Genomic DNA, 17,295 nt, shown 5'->3' on the forward strand with positions numbered 1-17,295 from the left:
GGCGGGCTCGTCGAGCGGGCCCGCCGAAGCCAAGCCTGCCGGGGCGGGCCCGCCGGGACGGTCCTGCCGGATCCAGCCCTGCCGGGGCGGGCTCGTCGAGCGGGCCGCCACGGCGGCCCCCGGCTATACCGCTCCCGCCCCCGTCAGAGCCCGTACCTCCGTCTCCGCGAGTTTCTCCTCGTCCGGGACCTCGTGCGAGGTCACCGTGCCGAGCCAGCCCGCGAGGAAGCCCAGGGGGATGGAGAGGAGCCCCGGGTTCTGCAGCGGGAAGAACTGGAAGTCCACATCCGGGAAGAGCGATTCCGGACTGCCGGAGACCACGGGTGAAACGAGGACCAGGATCAGCGCCGGGACCAGGCCTCCGTACACCGACCACACGGCGCCCCGGGTCGTGAAGTTGCGCCAGAACAGGGAGTACAGCAGCACGGGAAGGTTGGCCGACGCGGCCACCGCGAAGGCGAGGCCGACGAGGAACGCCACATTGAGGTCGCGGGCCAGCAGACCGAGCGCGATGGCGACCGCTCCGATCCCCACCGCGGCGACCCGCGCGACCGCGACCTCGCTGCGCTGCTTGGCGTGCCGGCGTCTGAGCGAGGCGTACAGGTCGTGGGCGACCGATGCCGACGAGGCCAGGGTGATACCCGCGACCACGGCCAGGATCGTGGCGAAGGCGACGGCTGCGACCACGGCGAAGAGCACCGTGCCCCCGGTGGAGCCCGCTCCGCCTCCCAGGTCGTAGGCGAGCAGCGCGACGGCGGTGTTGCCCGCCGGGTTGGACGCCTTGACCTCCGCGGAGCCGACCAGGGCGGCAGCGCCGAACCCGAGCACAATCGTCATCAGGTAGAAGCCGCCGATGAGGCCGATGGACCAGATGACCGAGCTGCGGGCGGCCCGTGCGGTGGGCACGGTGTAGAAGCGGGAGAGGATGTGCGGCAGTCCGGCCGTGCCGAGGACGAGGGCCAGGCCGAGGCTGATGAAGTCGAGCCGTGCCGTCCAGTCTCCGCCGTATTTGAGGCCCGGTGCCAGGAACTCCTTTCCGTGGCCGCTGTGTTGGGCCGCCGTGTTGAGCAGCAGGTTGATGTCGCCGTGGAAGCGCAGCAGCACGAGCACGGTGAGGGTGATCGTGCCGGCCATGAGCAGGACGGCCTTCACGATCTGGATCCAGGTGGTGGCCCGCATTCCGCCGAGCGACACATAGACCACCATCAGGGCGCCGACCCCGATGACCGTCCAGTTCCGCGCGGCGCCGCTGGTGCCGCCGAGCAGCAGGGCGACGAGGCTGCCGGCGCCGACCATCTGGGCCACCAGATAGAGAACGGACACGGTGACCGAGGAAGTTCCCGCCGCGATCCGGACGGGACGCTCACTCATCCGGGCGGCGACGACGTCGGCAAGGGTGAACTTGCCGCAGTTGCGGACGAGTTCCGCGACCAGGAGCAGCACCACGAGCCAGGCCACGAGGAATCCGACGGAATACAGCATGCCGTCGTAGCCGAAGAGCGCGATCAGTCCGGAGATACCGAGGAAGGAAGCAGCCGACATGTAGTCGCCCGCGATGGCAAAACCATTCTCCATCGGAGAGAACAATCGGCCGCCCGTGTAGAACTCCTCGGCGGAGCCGTGCCGGTTGCGGCTCACCCACGTGGTGATGGCGAGCGTCGCCGCCACGAACGCGCTGAACAGCAGCAATGCCAGAGTCTGATGGTCTTGGCCGACGGTCACTTGGTGGTCTCCCGTGTCGTTCCCTGTCCGTCGTCCCGGCGGACCCCGCCGGCGTGCCCGGTCCGCCGGCCGTGCCGGTGCTGGTGGTTCTGCTCGAACACGACCCAGCGCAGTTCCAGCGCGGCCCGGTCCCGGCGCAGCCGGGCGTGACGTGCGTAGGCCCAGGTCAGCAGGAAGGTCGTCAGAAACTGGGCGAGTCCGGCGATCATCGCCACGTTCACCGCGCCTGCCACCGGGCGGGCCATGAAGCCCGGGGCGCCGACCGCGGTGATCACATAGGCCAGGTACCAGGCGAAGAAGGCGAGAGCGGCCGGGACGACGAACCGGCGGTAGCGTCGGCGCACTTCCTGGAAGGCGGCGCTGCGGTGCACTTCCAGATAGATCTCGGACGGGCTGAGACGTTCGTCCTCGCCGGCCCGCTGCTGGGCGGGCACGGTAGCGGCTGCCGTCCCACCGTCCAGCTCGCCCCACCCTGAGGCGAGCGCGTCATACCAAGGGTCGTCGATCCGCGCCGCCGCGGGATCACGCCCTTCCTGCTTCTCCACCGAACAACTCTCCTTGCCCCACGGCCCCGTTCGGCCACGAGCCCAAGGATGGGTGGAGAGGACGGGCCGAAGGCTCTCCTACGGCGTCGTTTCACCCCATTAGGTGAGGGAGCGGGAATTACGGAAGCGGATTTCCGGGCGGATCGGCCAATCCGTTCCGATAGGCGTACCGCACGGCCTGGGCGCGGTCGCGCACCCCGGACTTGCCGAAGATGTTGTTGATGTGGGTCTTCACGGTGGCCGTCGAGATATGCAGGGCCCGGGAGATCTCGGGGTTGGACATCCCCTCAGCGACGAGCCGGAGGACCTCGCCCTCACGCGTGGTGAGCCCGTCGGGCAGCTCGCCGGGGACCGCGACGGGCGGAGACGTGGTCACCCGTTCCAGCAGACGGCGCTGGATGGACGGGGCGAGCCCGGCCTGCCCGGACAGCACGTCCTGTATCGACTTGACGATCTCCTCTCCCCCGGCGTCCTTGGTGAGATACCCGCGGGCACCGGCCTGGAGAGCAGGGAAGAGCGAGTCGTCGTCCGCGTACGTCGTGAGGATCACCACCTCGGTGCCGGGGTGCTCGGCCCGGATGCGGCGGGTGGCCTCCACTCCGTCGCAGCGCGGCATACGCAGGTCCATCAGGACGATGTCCGGGGCCAGTTGAGCCGTGAGGGTCACCGCCTCCTCGCCGTCGCGCGCCGAGCCGATGACGTCGATGCCGGGCAGCAGCCCGAGCAGCATGACGATGCCCTCGCGCACCACGGACTGGTCGTCGGCCACGACCACCTTGATCACCCCCCGTGTCCCGGGGCCTGCCCCGGTCATGCGGGCACCCTCAGTCGCACCACGAAGCCCTCCTCGTCCGGCCCGGCCTCCAGGGTGCCGCCGAGCAGTTCGGCGCGCTCCCTCATCCCCAACAGACCGTAACCGGAGCCACTGACAGCGAGCTCCCCTGCCGGCCCAAGGCCCCCCGAATCCCGTATTTCCAGGGTCACTTCGTGCGGCAGGTACTCCAGCCGGACGGCGACGGCCGCGCCCGGCGCGTGCTTGCGCACATTGGTCAGGGCCTCCTGTGCCACCCGGCGCACGGTTCCCGACGCCTCCGCCGGCAGCGCCCTGCGCTCCCCCTTCACGTGGACCCCGCTGCCCGCGGCGAGCCCGGTACCGGCTCCGGCCCCCTCGACCAGGGTGTGCAGGAAGTCCTCGACCGGGGTCATCTCGCCGCGCAGCGCGGACAGCGCCTGGCGGGTCTCGGCGAGGCCTTCGCGCGCCATGCCCCGCGCGGCCACCACCCGCTCCAGGATCTTCTCCCTGAACTCGCCCGGCGGCTCCCGCTCGATCAGCAGCCGCGCCGCCTCCAGGTGGACCAGCTGAGCCGAGAGGCTGTGCGCGAGGACGTCGTGGATCTCGCGGGCGATCCTGGCCCGCTCGTCCAGCGCGGCGGACTCCGCCTCGGCGGCCCGCGCGGCCCGTTCCTGGTTCAGCAGCCGGTGGGCGGTGCCGCGGGCCTCGGCGTCGAGCCGCAGCACATATCCGGCGAGGCCGAGCCCCGCCGCCGTCACCGCGGTGGTCAGCCAGTTGTCGTTGTCGACCAGGGTGTACGCGCCCAGAGCCAGGGCGGTGCACGGCACGGCGGCCGCCAGCGGAAGCCGCTCAAGCGCGGTCACCGCGCAGCCGCACCACAGGACCAGCGCCAGCACCGGCCAGCCTCCGGCCCGCGCCCCGGCCGCGGCCGCCATCACCAGGAAGAGTGAGGCCAGCGACGGCCCGAGCCGGTGTGCGTAGGTGCAGCGGTAGAACGTCCGGCCCAGCACGGCGCAGACCCCCACGAGGGCCGGCCCCGCCACCCAGGCCCAGCGGCCCGGCCCCTGCCCGCGGGAGAAGGTGGACCAGAGCAGAGCGCCGAGCACGACGGCCCGGACGCCCCACGCGAGATTGCGTCTGGCCGGAGTCAGGCCGGTGCGGGACAGGGCCTCCCGCGAGGGCCAGTCGAGCCAGGTCTCCACGGTCACACACGGTCCTTCCACACCTGCCGGGCCGGCCCGCGGACGGCGCCGGGGGCGGCACCACCGTACGACGGGACGGCCGACTGGGTCCGCCAGATCATGATGGCGCCGCGTACGAGCAGGGAGGCGGCGAGGGCGAGCAGGATGGCTCCCGTGCCCAGGTGGATCCCGGCGAGGGCGCCGAGCCCGGCGAGCCCCACCCGCAGGACGATGCCGAGGACCCAGATACCGGCGGTGGCCTTGGTGCCGCGGGACCAGATCGTGCCGTCCGCCTCGGTCCATATCTTCGACGTCCAGGCCCAGCCGATACCGGTGTTCTGTGGACATACGCTGTGTTGCCTCATGTCGTGTTGCGGCTGAGGGAGTCAAATGGCGTACGAATGGCGGCTGTTCTGGGTTGGTGACGGGGGCGATCCCGTCGGAGATCGACCCGTCCCCGGCTGGGAGGACCTGAAGGTGCGCGAGCGGGCGCTCGGGCTGCGCGAGCGGCAGCCGATCCTCGTCGCGCCGGACGGTCGGGTCGATCCCCGGCTGAGCGAGTGCCTGCGACGCTCGGCGTTCTCGGCCAAGGCGCAGGGCACGCAGGTCACGTACGCCCCGCTCTACCGGCTGTTCTTCACGTTCCTGTGGCAGCGCGGACTGGACTGGGACGAGGCGTCGGAGGTCGACGTCGAGGACTGGGAGGACTGGCGCCGGCGCGGGGCGACGAACCCGGCGCCGGTCGACGGCGGCACGTGGGCGAAGGAGCAGGCCGCGATGAAGCTGCTGTACGGCATCGCGGCCAAGCGCGGCCTCGTCCCGTCGAACCCGGTGACGCTCGCCCCACCGTCGGACGTGAAGACCTCGGACGTGAAGTGGCTCTCGCCCCGGGCCTTTCGGCTGTGGCGCAACGTCGGGCTCGGCGGCATGCTGCCGAGCGGCCTGGAGGACGAGGCGTGGCGCGGCCGTTCGGCCGGTCGGGACACGGCGTACGCCGACTTGATGTACTCCAGCGGCCTGCGGCGCCGAGAGGGCGGCACCCTGCTGCTCTGCGAGCTGCCGACGCTCGGGCGGCGGAACTACTACCCGGGCCGGGTGGGCCAGGGTGTGGCCAAGCGGGCCGGCTACACCTTCTACCTCGGACATCCGGCGCTTCAGCGCGTCGAGGGCTACCGAATGAGCACGCGCTCCCTTGCGGTGGCCCGCGCTCGCCGGCGCGGCGTCTACGAGCGGCTGCCCGACCTGCGCATCATCCAGGCGGTCAGCCGGGCGGGCCGCGTGCAGTGGAGGGGCCCGGACGGGCATACGGGCGAGAGCGCGCTCAAGAGGCTGACGGCCGCCGAGCGGATGCTGCTGTTCGTCGAGGGTGAGGACGGCCTGGAGCCGGCGATGCTGTGGCTGACCGAGAGCGGTCTGCCGCTGCGGTACACGAGTTGGACGAAGGTCTTCGAGCGGGCGAGCGACCGGTGCGCGGCCGCGGGGCTCGAGGTCTTCGCGACGCCGAAGATGCTGCGGCACTCCATGGCCCTGCGGACCCTGATCGCGCTGCACAACGCGCTGGACCGTCGGCTCGGGCTGACGCCGGCCGAGCGTCTGCACTACGAGGAGGTGTACGGGCAGGTCTGGCTGATGGTCAAGGACATGCTCGGGCACCGCAGCGACCAGGTGACGCGGGATGTGTACCTGGAGCCGGTGCGCGGGCTGCAGTTGGAGTCGCTGCTCGGCGACGACGACAACCCCGTGGACGCGGAGAAGATCGCGGAGCTGGCGGCGCGTACGGGCCTGATCCTGGACGCGGCGTGAGCGGGCGGGGGCGCCGGGCGACGCTGCCGCCAGCGGACTACTGCAAGGCGCCGGTGCTGGACGCCGACGGGCTGGTCATCCGCCCGGTCAGCGGCGCCGGGAGGCCGCTGGGCGTATGGGACTTCCGGAACAGCCCCGGCTCCGTCGACTTCCGGCGGGCGCTGGTGGCCGCGCTGGCCGCACAGGGCCGAGGCTGGGGCAGCCAGGACACCTACCAGACCAACGCCGGCACGCTGAAGCTGCTGTTCAAGGACGCGGCGGCGGCTGACCCGCCCGTCGCCGCGACCGAGCAGATCACGGTGGAGTGGTGGAAGCAGTGGAGCGGCGATATCCACGTCCGCCGGGTCTTGGCCGCAGTCGTCCGGCGGGCACCCGGGGTGCCGGAGACGACCCAGGTGTTCATGGAAACGCCGCGGCGTCGGCCGCCGGCACGGCGCGGGCGGCCGCGTAAGCAGGCCCACACCCGGGAGGAGCTGCGCCGGATCCGGGACGCGGCCGCCGCGACGGTGCGCGCCGGGCGGCTGCGGATCGCGGCGAACACCGCGTTCCTCCAGCGGTGGCAGGCCGGGGCGATCGAGCGCGGGGACGGCGACTGGCCCCTCGGGGAGGTGCTGGACGTACTGGCCCGCACCGGGGACTTGCCGCGCTGCCTCAACAGCGCCGACCGCGCGGTGACCGCGTACGCGGAGCGCGCGTGCGGCTTCGAGGGCAACGCCGCCGCGCTGAGCCGGCTCTTTCCGACGCCGGCGGAGATCGGGGCAGCGGCCGTGCTGCTGATCGTGCACGAGGCGTGGAACCAGTCGGTGCTCAAGAAGATGGACGTGCCCACCTGGTGGCCGAACGCGGACCGCGAGGACCCTGCCGTGCACCAGGTCGACACGGACAAGGCCCGGCGCGGACGGCGCCGCCACGCGAGCAACACGCTCGTCGATGTCGGCGAGGGCTCCAGCGGCCGCGCCCTGCGGCACGTGCTGGAACTGACCGCACAGGCCCGGACCACCCTGGAGGCGCTCGGCCGGCCCACGACGAAGCTGCTGGTCGGCCACCGCGGTCTGGGTGGAGCCGAAAATCTCCGGGACCACGAGATCGGCAAGGCCCTGGAGGGCGCGATTCGGCGCTGGCAGCAGCAGGCCCGCGAAGGCGGCGTCGACCTTCCCGCCCGGGTGCACGCCCAGGCGCTGCGCCACAGCGCGCAGGCGCACCACGGCCGGGCCCGCAACAACACCCAGACCACCCACGAGCGGGACTACCAGCTTCAGGACGAGGACGTCCGCACAGCCTCGCGCGGCGCGGTGGAGCTCGGACTGGCCCAGGCTCTGGCCTCCGCCCGGCAGACGGTCGCCATGCGCCTGGTGGAGAAGGAAGACGCCGCCGGCGAGGTGAGCGCCGAGCTCGTGGCCAAGGAGGCCGGGATCGACGTGGAGGTGGCGCGCCGAATCGTGGCCGGCCGGCTGCGCACCCCGGTCGCCTCGTGCGCGGACTTCCTCAACTCCGACCACAGCACGGCCGGGATGCCGTGCGCGGTGTCGTTCCTCCTGTGCTTCGCCTGCCGCAACGCCGTGGCCACCGGCCGCGATCTGCCCCGCATCGCCTACCTGCACCAAGCGCTGGAATCCCTGCGCTCGGCCGTGACGCCGGCGGTGTGGGCCGCGGACTGGGCGACGCATCACGCCCGGATCGGCGACTTCCTCACCACCTACACCACCACCGACGCGCGACCCCAGCTGGTCACCGCCGTCGACGACAGCGAGCGGGAGTTGATCCACGCGATGCTGGAACGGAGGCTCGACCCGTGACCGCGACCTCGCCCGTGCCCGCCGGCCCGGAGGTCGTCGACCCGGCCCCGGACGCCTTCGTCCTTCCGTTCAACCGGCTGCGGCCCGGCTTTGACCCCGAGCAGCTGCCGCGCTTCCGTGATCTGGCATGGCGTCTGGCGCTGATCAGCGCCAGGGAATCGAACCGCTCGCTGGTCATCGACTGGAGCCGCTGCCCCGCCGGGCTGCGCCCCGGCGTGATGCGCGCGGCCTTTGCCGAGCTGAACATCCCGACCCCGGCGGTGCTGCTCCAGCAGCGGGCCTCGCGCTCCACCACCCAACCGGGCACCCTGCGCCACAACTTCCAGATCTGGATCCGCTTCGCCGTCTGGCTCGGCGGCCGCGGCATCACCGAGCTCTCCCAGGTCACCACCGGCGACCTGGAGGCGTACGCCGACCACCTGCGCCCGCTCGGCCGCCAGTGGCGCACCGACGCCAAGGCCCTGTGGGTGATCTCCCGGCTGTGGGCCTACGCCCCCTACCTGCCCGAGCGCGACCGGCTGGTCATGCCGCCCTGGGAAGACCCGGCCGCGGTCATGTCCGACTTCCTCGGCACCAACGACGACACCCCGGACGGTGAGAACGCCGTCGCGATCGTGCACCCGGCCGTCATGGCCCCGCTGCTGGTGTGGGCGCTGCGCACGGTCCTGGACCTGGCCCCGGACATCTTGGCCGCCGCCCGCGCGCAGCGCCGGCTCCTCGCCGCCATCCCCGACCGCGCCCCGCGCGGCGGCACCGAGACCGCGGTGGCCCACCTGCGCGGCCTGCTCGCGGCCGGGAAGAAGCTGCCCTCCAGCGGTGCGCCCGGCGCTACCGCCGTGCGCGCCCGCTTCGGCGGGCCGCTGCCGCCGATGGCCAACACCTTCCTGGCGGGCACCCTCGGCGTCACCACCTCCCAGATCGCCCGCGCCCGCGGCCTCCTGACCGACGAGCTCAACCCGGCCGACTTCGGCCCCGCCCCGCGCCTCGACGTTCCGCTCGCCGCCCGGATCGGCGCCGCCCCGTGGCGCGAGCAGGTCGGCTTCGACGACGTGGACGTGCTGATGCTGCACCTGTCCACCGCCGCTCTGATCTGCTGCGCCTACCTCTCCGGCATGAGGCCCGAGGAGGTCCTGGCCCTGCGCCGCGGCTGCTGCACCCGCGCGGAGCGCGACGACGGCACCGTACGGTTCGAGGTCCGCGGCCGGCACTTCAAGGGCGTGCTCGACGAGGACGGCAACACGATCGGCGAAGGCGAAGTACGAGCGGACCCGTGGATCGTGCTGGAGCCCGTGGCGCGCGCCATCGGCGTAGTCGAAGAACTCGAAGACGGCGAGCAACTGTTCACCCGCACCCTCTACCGGTACGCCAAGGGCACCTGCATGCCCCGCACCGGCCTGTCCTCCGACACCGCCGTGGAGCGGATCCGGGCCTTCACCGCCTGGGCCAACCAACTCGCCGCCGCCCACGACCGGCCCCACGAGCTGATCCCGCCCGATCCCGACGGCGCCGTCGCCCTGCGCCGCTTCCGCCGCACCGTCGCCTGGTTCATCTACCGCCAGCCCGGCGGCCGGATCGCGCTCGCGGTGCAGTACGGACACGCGGCCACCGCCATGTCGGAGTCCTACGCCGGCCGCTCCAAGGCCGACATGCTCGAGGTCCTGGACCAGGAGAAGGGCCTGGCCCTGGCCGAGACCCTCACCGAGGCCGGCGAACGCCTGGCCGCCGGCGAGAAGGTCAGCGGGCCGGCCGCCGACCGCTACCGCGCCGCGGCCACGGAGTTCTCCGACCGCTACGCCGGGACCTACCTCGGCAGGCGCGAACTGCGCGCGCTGGTCGCCAATCCCCGCCTCCAGGTCTACGAAGACCCGAAGGCGTTCCTGACCTGCAACCATGACGCGTTCACCGCGCTGTGCAACCCCGACCGAGACCGGGTGCGCGACGGCGGCCGCAGCACCCCCGACCATTCCCGCTGCCACCCGGCGTGCACGAACATCAGCCGCACCGACAGCCAGATCACCGCCCTGCGCACCGAGGTCGCTCGGATCGACGCGGATGCCGACGCCGGCCTCGACCCCTACCCCATCGCCGCCCGCGAACAGCAGCGCAAGGACCACCTCACCGCCATCATCCGCCGCCATGACGCCCAGCAGCCGGCCGACCCTGAACCCACGGAGCGCCGATGAACGCCCCCGCCGCGGCCCCGTCCGGCCCGCGCGACGGCGCGGCGCTGGCCCAGCTCGTCGGCGAAGCCCTCACCCGCGCCCAGGGCCACGACACCGAGGACGCCAAGGAGATCAGAGCCATCACCGACGCCATGGTGCGTCTGCTGATCGGCACCCCGCTGCACTCCGACGGCAAGCTGACCGTCGTCTCCCTGGCCACCGAAGCCGGCCTGCGCCGCAACAAGCTCACCCACAAGCACACCGGCCTCAAGGACCTGTTCTACGCCCTGGTCAAGGACCGCGCTGCCGTCCCCGACGCGCTGCCCGACTCGGCGCGGGCCCGCGCGGCCAAGCAGCAGCAGGACCTGGCCCGCGTCCGAGCCGAACGCGACGATCTGCGCGGACAGGCACAGCTCCTGGCCCGGATCCTCCACGTCCTGGAGATCGAGAACAGCAAGCTCAAGGAGACCATCACGGCCCTGGAGCAGCAAGTGGCCGCCCAGTCCGCCGTTCCTGACCTCACCCGTCGGCGGCGCCGGCCCTGACAGAGGTGTCAGTGCAGGGCGGAGGCGCCGCCCGAATGCCGCCGCGCTGCCGCACGGCTGTCCTAGGCCGAAGGCACCGCCCTCGATCGGTCGGCCGCTCGGTTCTCTTGCAGTCAGTCGGCTGTTTGGTGGGAGGAACGCTCGGCCTCCTCAGTGGCGGCCCAGGAGGAGAGCAGCCGCAGTCCTTCCTCGGAGGGTGAGCCGGGTTCGGCGGTGTAGATGGTGAGGGTGAGGCCGGGTTCGGCCGCCATTTCCAGGCCCTCGTAGGCGAGGGTCAGGTCGCCGATGGTGTGGTGGTGGAAGCGTTTGGTGCCGGTGCCGTGGTGGCGGACGTTGTGGGCGCCCCATCGGGTGCGGAAGGCGTCGCTGCGGGTGGACAGCTCGCCGACGAGGTCGTGGAATTCCTTGTCGTGGGGGTTGCGGCCGGCTTCTGTGCGCAGGATGGCGACGGCGATGTCGGCGGCCTGCTCCCAGTCGGGGTAGAAGCGGCGCGAGACGGGGTCGAGGAACTGGAAGCGGGCCAGGTTGGCCTGGTTGCCGGCCGAGGCGTAGACGTCGTCGTAGAAGGCGCGGGCGAGGTTGTTGGCGGCGAGCAGGTCCATGCGGCCGTTGCGGACGAAGGCGGGGCCGGCGGTGACGGCGTCCAGGACCCACTGCAGGCTGCGGTGGGCCTTCCACTGCGCGGCGCGGCGCCGGGGGCGAGTGAGGACGTCGGAGCCGTCGGCGGCATGCGCCAGGTTCAGCAAATGAGCACGTTCGGCGTCGACGAGCTGGAGGGCGCGCGCGACGGCTTCCAGGACGGCCGGGGAGGCACCGGAGAGGTTGCCGCGCTCCAGCTTGGCGTAGTACTCCACGCTGACATCGGCGAGCGCGGCGACCTCGCTGCGGCGCAGGCCCGGTACCCGTCGGCGGCTCCCGGAGGGCAGGCCGGCCTGCTCGGGGGTGATCTTGGCGCGTCGCGAGGTCAGGAACTCGCGGACCTCTGCTTGGTTGTCCACGCCTTCGACGGTACGTCCCGCCCGCGCCCATAGGGATGTACTGCCGGTACACCCCTTGATGGTGTCTCGCTCCCGGCGCGAAGAACGGGTTACCTGGATGGCGTGGTGCAGTTCGACCGGTCTCACGACCGTCCCGCTCATCGCCCTCACCGGCACCCGCAACCCGACCCGGATCGTGGCCCAGCACATTTACCGCCTGCCCCGCGAGCACGGTTGCGAAGAACCGGCGGCACCTGCGGCACCGGCCTCAGCACGGCACTGATCGCCCGCTCACCCCCGGTCACCCTGAAGGAGACTCATGAACCCCACCTACGACTTCACCGGCAAGGTCGCCTTCGTCACCGGCGCCTCCTCCGGCATGGGCCTGGCCACCGCCCGTGCCTTCGCCGAAGCTGGCGCCGCCGTCGCCCTCGCCGACATCGACGAGGCAGCCGTCACCATGGCCGTCAAGGAACTCACCGACGGGGGCCACCAGGCCCTCGCCCTGGTCTGCGACGTCACCGACGAGGATCAGGTCGCCGCCGCCGTTGACCGCACGGCGGAAACCTTCGGACGGCTCGACATCGCCTACAACAACGCCGGCATCATGCCCCCGCCCACCGACGCCGCCGACGAAAGCGCCGAGCAGTTCGACCGTGTCCAGAACATCAACCTGCGCGGGATCTGGGCGAGCATGAAGCACGAATTGCGCCACATGCGCGACCAGGGCAGCGGCGTCATCGTCAACTGCTCCAGCCTCGGCGGCCTCGTCGGCAACCCGGGCCGCGCCGCCTACCACGCCACCAAGCACGGCGTCATCGGCCTGACCAAGAGCGCCGCCCTCGAATACGGCTCCCGCGGCGTCCGGATCAACGCCGTCTGTCCCGGCACCATCGCCACCCCCATGGTCGACGCCATGGTCGAAGGCGGGGAACTCGACCGCGCCCAGGCCGAAGCCGGCCAGGCCATCGACCGGCTCGGGACCGCCGAGGAGATCGCCCAGGCCGTCCTGTGGCTGTGCAGCGACGGCGCCAGCTACGTCACCGGCATCGCGCTGCCCATCGACGGCGGCTACACCGCTCAGTGACCTTCAGCGGCGGAGTGCGGGTCCCGAGGACCGTGATCAGGTAGTCCGCGGACATCGCCCAGGAACCAATAGAAAGGCAACGACGCCGCCCCGGCCCTGATCTCCGGGATGGCTGCGGCTGCCGGGCAGGCAGCCCTCATAGAGAGTGAATCTGCCGGATCCGTGTTCGTACATTGCAAGGAGTCATCGCATGGCAAAGCAGTCCGCGCCTCAGGAGCTGGCACAGATCGCGCCCAAGCTCGTCGAAATCTCGAACGATGTGCTGTTCGGCGATGTGTGGGAGCGCCCCGGGCTTTCCCCCCGCGACCGCAGCCTGATCACGGTGAGCGTGCTGGCCGCGCTCTACCGCACCGAGCAGCTCCCACACCACCTGGGCAAGGCCCTGGAGAACGGACTGAGCGTCGAAGAGCTCTCCGAGGCCATCACCCACCTGGCGTTCTACGCCGGATGGCCCAACGCCATGACCGCGATCACGCTACTGAAGAAGATCGCGGACGAGCAGTCCGCCTGACCACCAGCGCGACCAGCGCACCGGTGCCCCGCACGGGCAGCGGGGCGCGTTGACTCAAAGGAGAGAACGAGATGGCTGTCCACGAATTTGATCAGATCTTCCCCCTCGGGGAGAAGAACGACGCCTTCGCGCAGTACTTCATTGGCCAGAGCTACCTGGCCCCGCTCGCCTCGGGGAGCGTTCCCGTCAGCAACGTCTCCTTCGAGCCGGGCTGCCGCAACAACTGGCACATCCACCACGGCGCAGGCGGCGGAGGAGACCAGATTCTGCTGTGCACGGCGGGCAGCGGCTGGTACCAGGCCGAGGGCGAGGAGCCCGTCAACATGGAGCCGGGAACGGTGGTCCGCGTCCCGGCGGGCACGAAGCACTGGCACGGCGCGAAGGCCGACTCGTGGTTCTCCCACGTCGCCTTCATCACGCCGGGCGAAGACGTCAGCAACGAATGGCTCGAGCCCGTCACCGACGAGGTGTACGGCAAGCTGCCGAAGATCGGAGGGAACGCATGACCATCCTGGACGAGACCTACACGCTGTCCAACGGCGTCGAGATCCCCAAGCTGGGGCTGGGCACCTGGTTCATCGACGATGACCAGGCGGCCGACGCGGTCCGCGCGGCCGTGGAGATCGGCTACCGCAACATCGACACCGCCCAGGCGTATGGCAACGAACGCGGCGTCGGCGAGGGGGTGCGCACCGCCTCCGTACCCCGTGACGAGCTGTTCGTATCGAGCAAACTCGCCGCGGAGATCAAGGACTACGACCAGGCGCTCGCCGCGATCGACGGCTCCCTGAACAAGCTGGGCCTGGACCGCATCGACCTGATGCTGATCCACAGCCCGCAGCCGTGGGACGACTTCCGCGGCGGCGACTACGCCCAGGGCAACCGCGAGGCATGGCGTGCCCTGGAGGACGCCCACCAGGCGGGCAAGATCCGGTCCATCGGCGTCTCCAACTTCCAGCAGGACGACCTCAAGAACATCCTGCAGGGCGCGACCGTCGTCCCGCACGTGAACCAGCTGCTCGTCCACGCCGGCAACACCCCCTCCGAGCTCCTGGCCTATTGCGAGAGCAAGCAGATCCTCGTCGAGGCGTACTCTCCGATCGCCCACGGTGCGATCCTGCAGAACGCCGAAGTCCAGGCCATGGCGGAGAAGTACGGCGTATCCGTCCCCCAGCTGTGCATCCGATACACCCTTCAGCTGGGTACCGTGTCGCTGCCGAAGACGGCGAATCCCGAGCACATGCGGTCCAATGCCGACGTCGACTTCGAGATTTCCGGCGATGATATGAACGCCCTGCGCGACCTGCGCGACGTGGACTACGGCGAGCACAGCGCCTTCCCCGTCTACAGCGGCAAGTGACGCCAGGCGAGTGCCACGCTCGCGACGCCTAGGCGAAGAACGGCACGCTGGGGCAGGTGGCGCTGGCGCTCGCCAGGCACTCCTCGATCGTACCGATCCCCGGCACCCGCCGGATCGAGCGGGTCCAGGAGAACGCCACCACCAACGGGGCCCTGTCCGCGGACGAGCGGTCCGACGTAGCCGCCACCGCACTGGACTGGGTCATCCTGCGGCCCGGCACCCTGGCCAGCCACCCCGGCACCGATAGCGTGCGACCGGGGCCCGTCCTCGACTACGGCGACGTCCCCCGCGACGACATGGCCGCCGTGCTGGCCGAACTCACTGACCGGTGCCAGCACACCGATCGCCCAAGCCGTCGCCGCCGCCCACTGACCCTCCCCGCTGGAAGAGGAAGCTGGCTGTGCTCGGTCTCGAAGTCATCGTCGTCCTGGGCCTGGCCCTACTGCTGGGGAAAACGGCCGCATCCCGCTTGCGGATCGCTCCACCGATCGTCCTGCTCATCCTCGGGCTGCTCCTGGGCTTCGTCCCCGCCCTGCGTGAGGCATACCTCCCGCCCGAAGTGGTGCTGCTGATCTTCCTGCCCGTCCTGCTGTACTGGGAGAGCCTGACCACGTCCTTGCGGGAGATCCGCCACAACCTGCGCCCAATCATCCTGATGAGCACCATCCTGGTCGTGTTGAGCGCCGGAGCCGTCGCCGCCACCGCCCACGCCTTCGGTCTCGGCTGGGGGCCGGCGTGGGTGCTGGGCGCTGCCGTCGCGCCGACGGACGCAACCGCGGTCGGGGCGATGGCGCGGATGCTGCCGCGCCGCACCGTGACCCTGCTACGCGCCGAAAGCCTCGTCAACGACGGCACCGCCCTGGTCGTCTACGGGCTCGCTGTCGGTATCACCGTCGGCGAGGAACACCTCAGCACTGCCCATGTCGCCTGGCTGACGCTGCTCTCCTACGGCGGCGGCGCCCTCACCGGAGCCGTAGTGGCCTGCCTCGGAATCCAACTGCGCAAACGCCTGGCCGACCCGCTGCTGGAAAACACCGCGATCCTCACCCTCCCCTTCGCCGCCTACCTCGGGGCTGAGGCCATCCACGCCTCCGGGGTCCTCGCCGTCGTGATCTGCGGGCTGATCATGAGCCAGGCCGGGCCCCGCGTCGGACAGGCCGCCGGCCGTCGGCAGACCGAGGCGTTCTGGTCCCTGGCCACCTTCCTGATCAACGGCGCCCTCTTCGTCCTGGTCGGTCTGGAAGCCCAGTCCGTCGCCCGCAACCTGCCCGGCACCGAACTCGTCAGCGCCGCCCTCACGGTCGTAGCAGTTACTGGCGTGGTCATCACCGTGCGTTTCGCGTTCCTGTTCACCTCCCCCTACCTCATCCGCCTGATCGACCGCCGCCCCCAGCAACGAGAGCGCCGCACCGGCGCCCGACCCCGCGTTGTCAGCGCCTTCACCGGATTTCGTGGCGCGATCTCCCTGGCACTGGCCCTGTCCGTGCCCACCACGCTCACCGCCGGCACGCCCTTCCCTGACCGCAACACCATCGTCTTCGTCACCACAGGCGTCATCCTCATCACCCTCATCCTGCAAGGCGCCGCCCTGCCCGGCGTCGTCCGCTGGGCCCGCCTGCCCACCGACACCGCCCTGGCCGAAGAACGCCACCTCGCCCGAACACAAACCTCAACGGACGCTCTCAACGCCCTGCCGGACCTCGCCGCGCAACTGGGCACCGACACCGACGTCGTCGACCGGGTACGCCGCGAGTTCGAACAGCAACTGAATCTCCTGCACGCCCACGCCGAGAACACCGACGACGACAACGAACCCGACCTCGCACTACGACAGGCCGAGCAGTACACCGCCCTGCGCCTGGCCGTCATCGAGCACAAACGCAACACCATGATCGAACTCCGCGATACCCACCGCATCGACGACACCGTCCTGCGGCAGATGCAGGCCGCCCTCGACATCGAAGAAGTCCGCCTGCACCGGACCGAGAACACCGACTCCTAGTAATGCTCGCGTCCGACACTCCGCGACCCCCGCTCGTCGAACCCGGCTACACCGATACCGCCGCCCCGCACCAGTGATCCCGGCACTGCGCCACTACAGCCTGGGCCTGTTCCTTGGAGTCCGCTGGGCGGCGGCCTGCTCGGCGGCGGCCTGAAGAAAGCACAGGACGGGCGCCGCGCGACATCGCAGTGCGGGAGACTGTCGAACAGCACCGCCCCCCGGGCGTACGGGGCGCTGTGCGCCGAGATCGGCGAACAGCCCGCCGATGTGGCCCTGGCCTGGGTGCTGTACAACGGGGTCCTCGCTGCCACGCATCGGCTGAGAACGCGTCACCCTGGTAACGTCATTGGCCAAGCGGCAACACATAAGAACTGTCCGCAGAACCCATGAGCACCCCGATGAGGATCTCCGCGCCGAGCAGGGTGACCGACGCGGCCTGGTGGTGCTGATCGACCAGGCCGCCGTCCTTCACCGCGAAGAACGCGAGGGCCGCGGGGACCAGCCACCACCGCCGTGCGCCGCCGACCTGCTGCGGCTTGAACTGGCGGACCAGGATCAGCACCACGACGGCGAGGGCGACCAGCACGTTGACGAGCGACATCGGAGCCTCCGAACGACGGACGGAATGTCTGTACGTCTAAGAAGCTACGGAAACGGCCTGGTCAGGGGCATCGGCGCAGGGGTGGACCACGGGTGGAAGTTCTCCCTCCACCCAGGGGTGGAGACGACCGGACGCCGGCGCCCCCCAAGATCGGGCCCGCCGCAGGCGGGCCCCGCCCAACCCCCGCCCGCCCCCCGACCGGGGCGCCGG

Annotated in this window: 18 protein-coding genes; 10 read left to right on the plus strand and 8 right to left on the minus strand. The window is 71.0% G+C overall.

Annotation, left to right across the window (positions count from 1 at the left end; all coding sequences use genetic code 11):
* Positions 1-123: 123 nt before the first annotated feature.
* The 5 genes from AB0D31_RS26130 to AB0D31_RS26150 all read right to left on the minus strand — a co-directional run bounded on the left by AB0D31_RS26130 (position 124) and on the right by AB0D31_RS26150 (position 4,606).
* Positions 124-1,722: a cation acetate symporter gene (locus tag AB0D31_RS26130; protein WP_362727525.1), complete on the minus strand. Its 1,599-nt coding sequence runs from the start codon at positions 1,720-1,722 to the stop codon at positions 124-126.
* Positions 1,719-2,267 (minus strand): DUF485 domain-containing protein, encoded by a 549-nt coding sequence (locus AB0D31_RS26135; RefSeq protein ID WP_362727527.1) that lies wholly within the window; start codon positions 2,265-2,267, stop codon positions 1,719-1,721. Before AB0D31_RS26135 ends, AB0D31_RS26130 begins: the two co-directional genes overlap by 4 nt.
* 118 nt (positions 2,268-2,385) lie before the next feature.
* Entirely contained in the window at positions 2,386-3,081 is a 696-nt protein-coding gene (locus AB0D31_RS26140; protein ID WP_362727529.1) for a response regulator transcription factor, read from the minus strand.
* Entirely contained in the window at positions 3,078-4,268 is a 1,191-nt protein-coding gene (locus tag AB0D31_RS26145) for a histidine kinase (protein ID WP_362727530.1), read from the minus strand. Before AB0D31_RS26145 ends, AB0D31_RS26140 begins: the two co-directional genes overlap by 4 nt.
* Complete coding sequence (locus tag AB0D31_RS26150; protein ID WP_362727532.1) at positions 4,265-4,606, minus strand: hypothetical protein; 342 nt, start codon at positions 4,604-4,606, stop codon at positions 4,265-4,267. Before AB0D31_RS26150 ends, AB0D31_RS26145 begins: the two co-directional genes overlap by 4 nt.
* 25 nt (positions 4,607-4,631) lie before the next feature.
* On the opposite strand from AB0D31_RS26150, the gene AB0D31_RS26155 reads away from it, so the two are divergent.
* The 4 genes from AB0D31_RS26155 to AB0D31_RS26170 are packed head-to-tail and all read left to right on the plus strand — an operon-like array spanning position 4,632 to position 10,547.
* The gene (locus tag AB0D31_RS26155; RefSeq protein ID WP_362727534.1) at positions 4,632-6,044 is read left to right on the plus strand and encodes an integrase; all 1,413 of its coding nucleotides are present in this window, start codon (positions 4,632-4,634) and stop codon (positions 6,042-6,044) included.
* A complete protein-coding gene (locus AB0D31_RS26160) occupies positions 6,041-7,840 on the plus strand; it encodes a hypothetical protein (RefSeq protein ID WP_362727536.1) in 1,800 nt (599 codons plus the stop codon). The genes AB0D31_RS26155 and AB0D31_RS26160 overlap by 4 nt, the downstream gene beginning before the upstream one ends.
* Positions 7,837-10,023, plus strand: a complete 2,187-nt coding sequence (locus tag AB0D31_RS26165) for a hypothetical protein (protein WP_362727538.1) — start codon at positions 7,837-7,839, stop codon at positions 10,021-10,023. Before AB0D31_RS26160 ends, AB0D31_RS26165 begins: the two co-directional genes overlap by 4 nt.
* Positions 10,020-10,547 (plus strand): hypothetical protein, encoded by a 528-nt coding sequence (locus AB0D31_RS26170; protein ID WP_362727540.1) that lies wholly within the window; start codon positions 10,020-10,022, stop codon positions 10,545-10,547. Before AB0D31_RS26165 ends, AB0D31_RS26170 begins: the two co-directional genes overlap by 4 nt.
* 113 nt (positions 10,548-10,660) lie before the next feature.
* Here AB0D31_RS26170 and AB0D31_RS26175 read toward each other — a convergent pair whose 3' ends face one another.
* On the minus strand, positions 10,661-11,545 hold the full coding sequence (locus AB0D31_RS26175; protein ID WP_362727542.1) for a helix-turn-helix transcriptional regulator: 885 nt from the start codon (positions 11,543-11,545) through the stop codon (positions 10,661-10,663).
* 298 nt (positions 11,546-11,843) lie between these two features.
* Here AB0D31_RS26175 and AB0D31_RS26180 point away from each other — a divergent pair, with 298 nt between their 5' ends.
* The 4 genes from AB0D31_RS26180 (at position 11,844) to AB0D31_RS26195 (ending at position 14,482) form a co-directional block, all read left to right on the plus strand.
* Positions 11,844-12,611 (plus strand): glucose 1-dehydrogenase, encoded by a 768-nt coding sequence (locus tag AB0D31_RS26180; RefSeq protein ID WP_362727543.1) that lies wholly within the window; start codon positions 11,844-11,846, stop codon positions 12,609-12,611.
* 190 nt (positions 12,612-12,801) lie between these two features.
* On the plus strand, positions 12,802-13,122 hold the full coding sequence (locus AB0D31_RS26185) for a carboxymuconolactone decarboxylase family protein (protein ID WP_362727545.1): 321 nt from the start codon (positions 12,802-12,804) through the stop codon (positions 13,120-13,122).
* Positions 13,123-13,193: 71 nt separating this feature from the next.
* A complete protein-coding gene (locus tag AB0D31_RS26190; protein ID WP_362727547.1) occupies positions 13,194-13,628 on the plus strand; it encodes a cupin domain-containing protein in 435 nt (144 codons plus the stop codon).
* Positions 13,625-14,482, plus strand: coding sequence for an aldo/keto reductase (locus tag AB0D31_RS26195; RefSeq protein ID WP_362727549.1), 858 nt, complete (start codon positions 13,625-13,627; stop codon positions 14,480-14,482). The genes AB0D31_RS26190 and AB0D31_RS26195 overlap by 4 nt, the downstream gene beginning before the upstream one ends.
* A 28-nt stretch (positions 14,483-14,510) precedes the next feature.
* Here the strand turns inward: AB0D31_RS26195 and AB0D31_RS26200 are convergent, their stop codons facing one another.
* Positions 14,511-14,687: a hypothetical protein gene (locus AB0D31_RS26200; RefSeq protein WP_362727565.1), complete on the minus strand. Its 177-nt coding sequence runs from the start codon at positions 14,685-14,687 to the stop codon at positions 14,511-14,513.
* A gap of 195 nt (positions 14,688-14,882) precedes the next feature.
* Between AB0D31_RS26200 and AB0D31_RS26205 the strand changes: the two genes are divergently transcribed.
* Positions 14,883-16,484: a Na+/H+ antiporter gene (locus tag AB0D31_RS26205; protein ID WP_362727551.1), complete on the plus strand. Its 1,602-nt coding sequence runs from the start codon at positions 14,883-14,885 to the stop codon at positions 16,482-16,484.
* A 150-nt stretch (positions 16,485-16,634) separates the two neighbouring features.
* Entirely contained in the window at positions 16,635-16,874 is a 240-nt protein-coding gene (locus AB0D31_RS26210; protein ID WP_362727563.1) for a hypothetical protein, read from the plus strand.
* On the opposite strand, the gene AB0D31_RS26215 is transcribed toward AB0D31_RS26210, so the two are convergent.
* On the minus strand, positions 16,828-17,085 hold the full coding sequence (locus AB0D31_RS26215) for a hypothetical protein (protein ID WP_362727555.1): 258 nt from the start codon (positions 17,083-17,085) through the stop codon (positions 16,828-16,830). The genes AB0D31_RS26210 and AB0D31_RS26215 overlap by 47 nt on opposite strands.
* Between the last annotated feature and the right edge of the window lie 210 nt (positions 17,086-17,295).

It is taken from the genome of Streptomyces sp. NPDC048361, from assembly GCF_040651795.1.
In the GTDB taxonomy this organism is placed as follows: Bacteria; Actinomycetota; Actinomycetes; order Streptomycetales; family Streptomycetaceae; genus Streptomyces.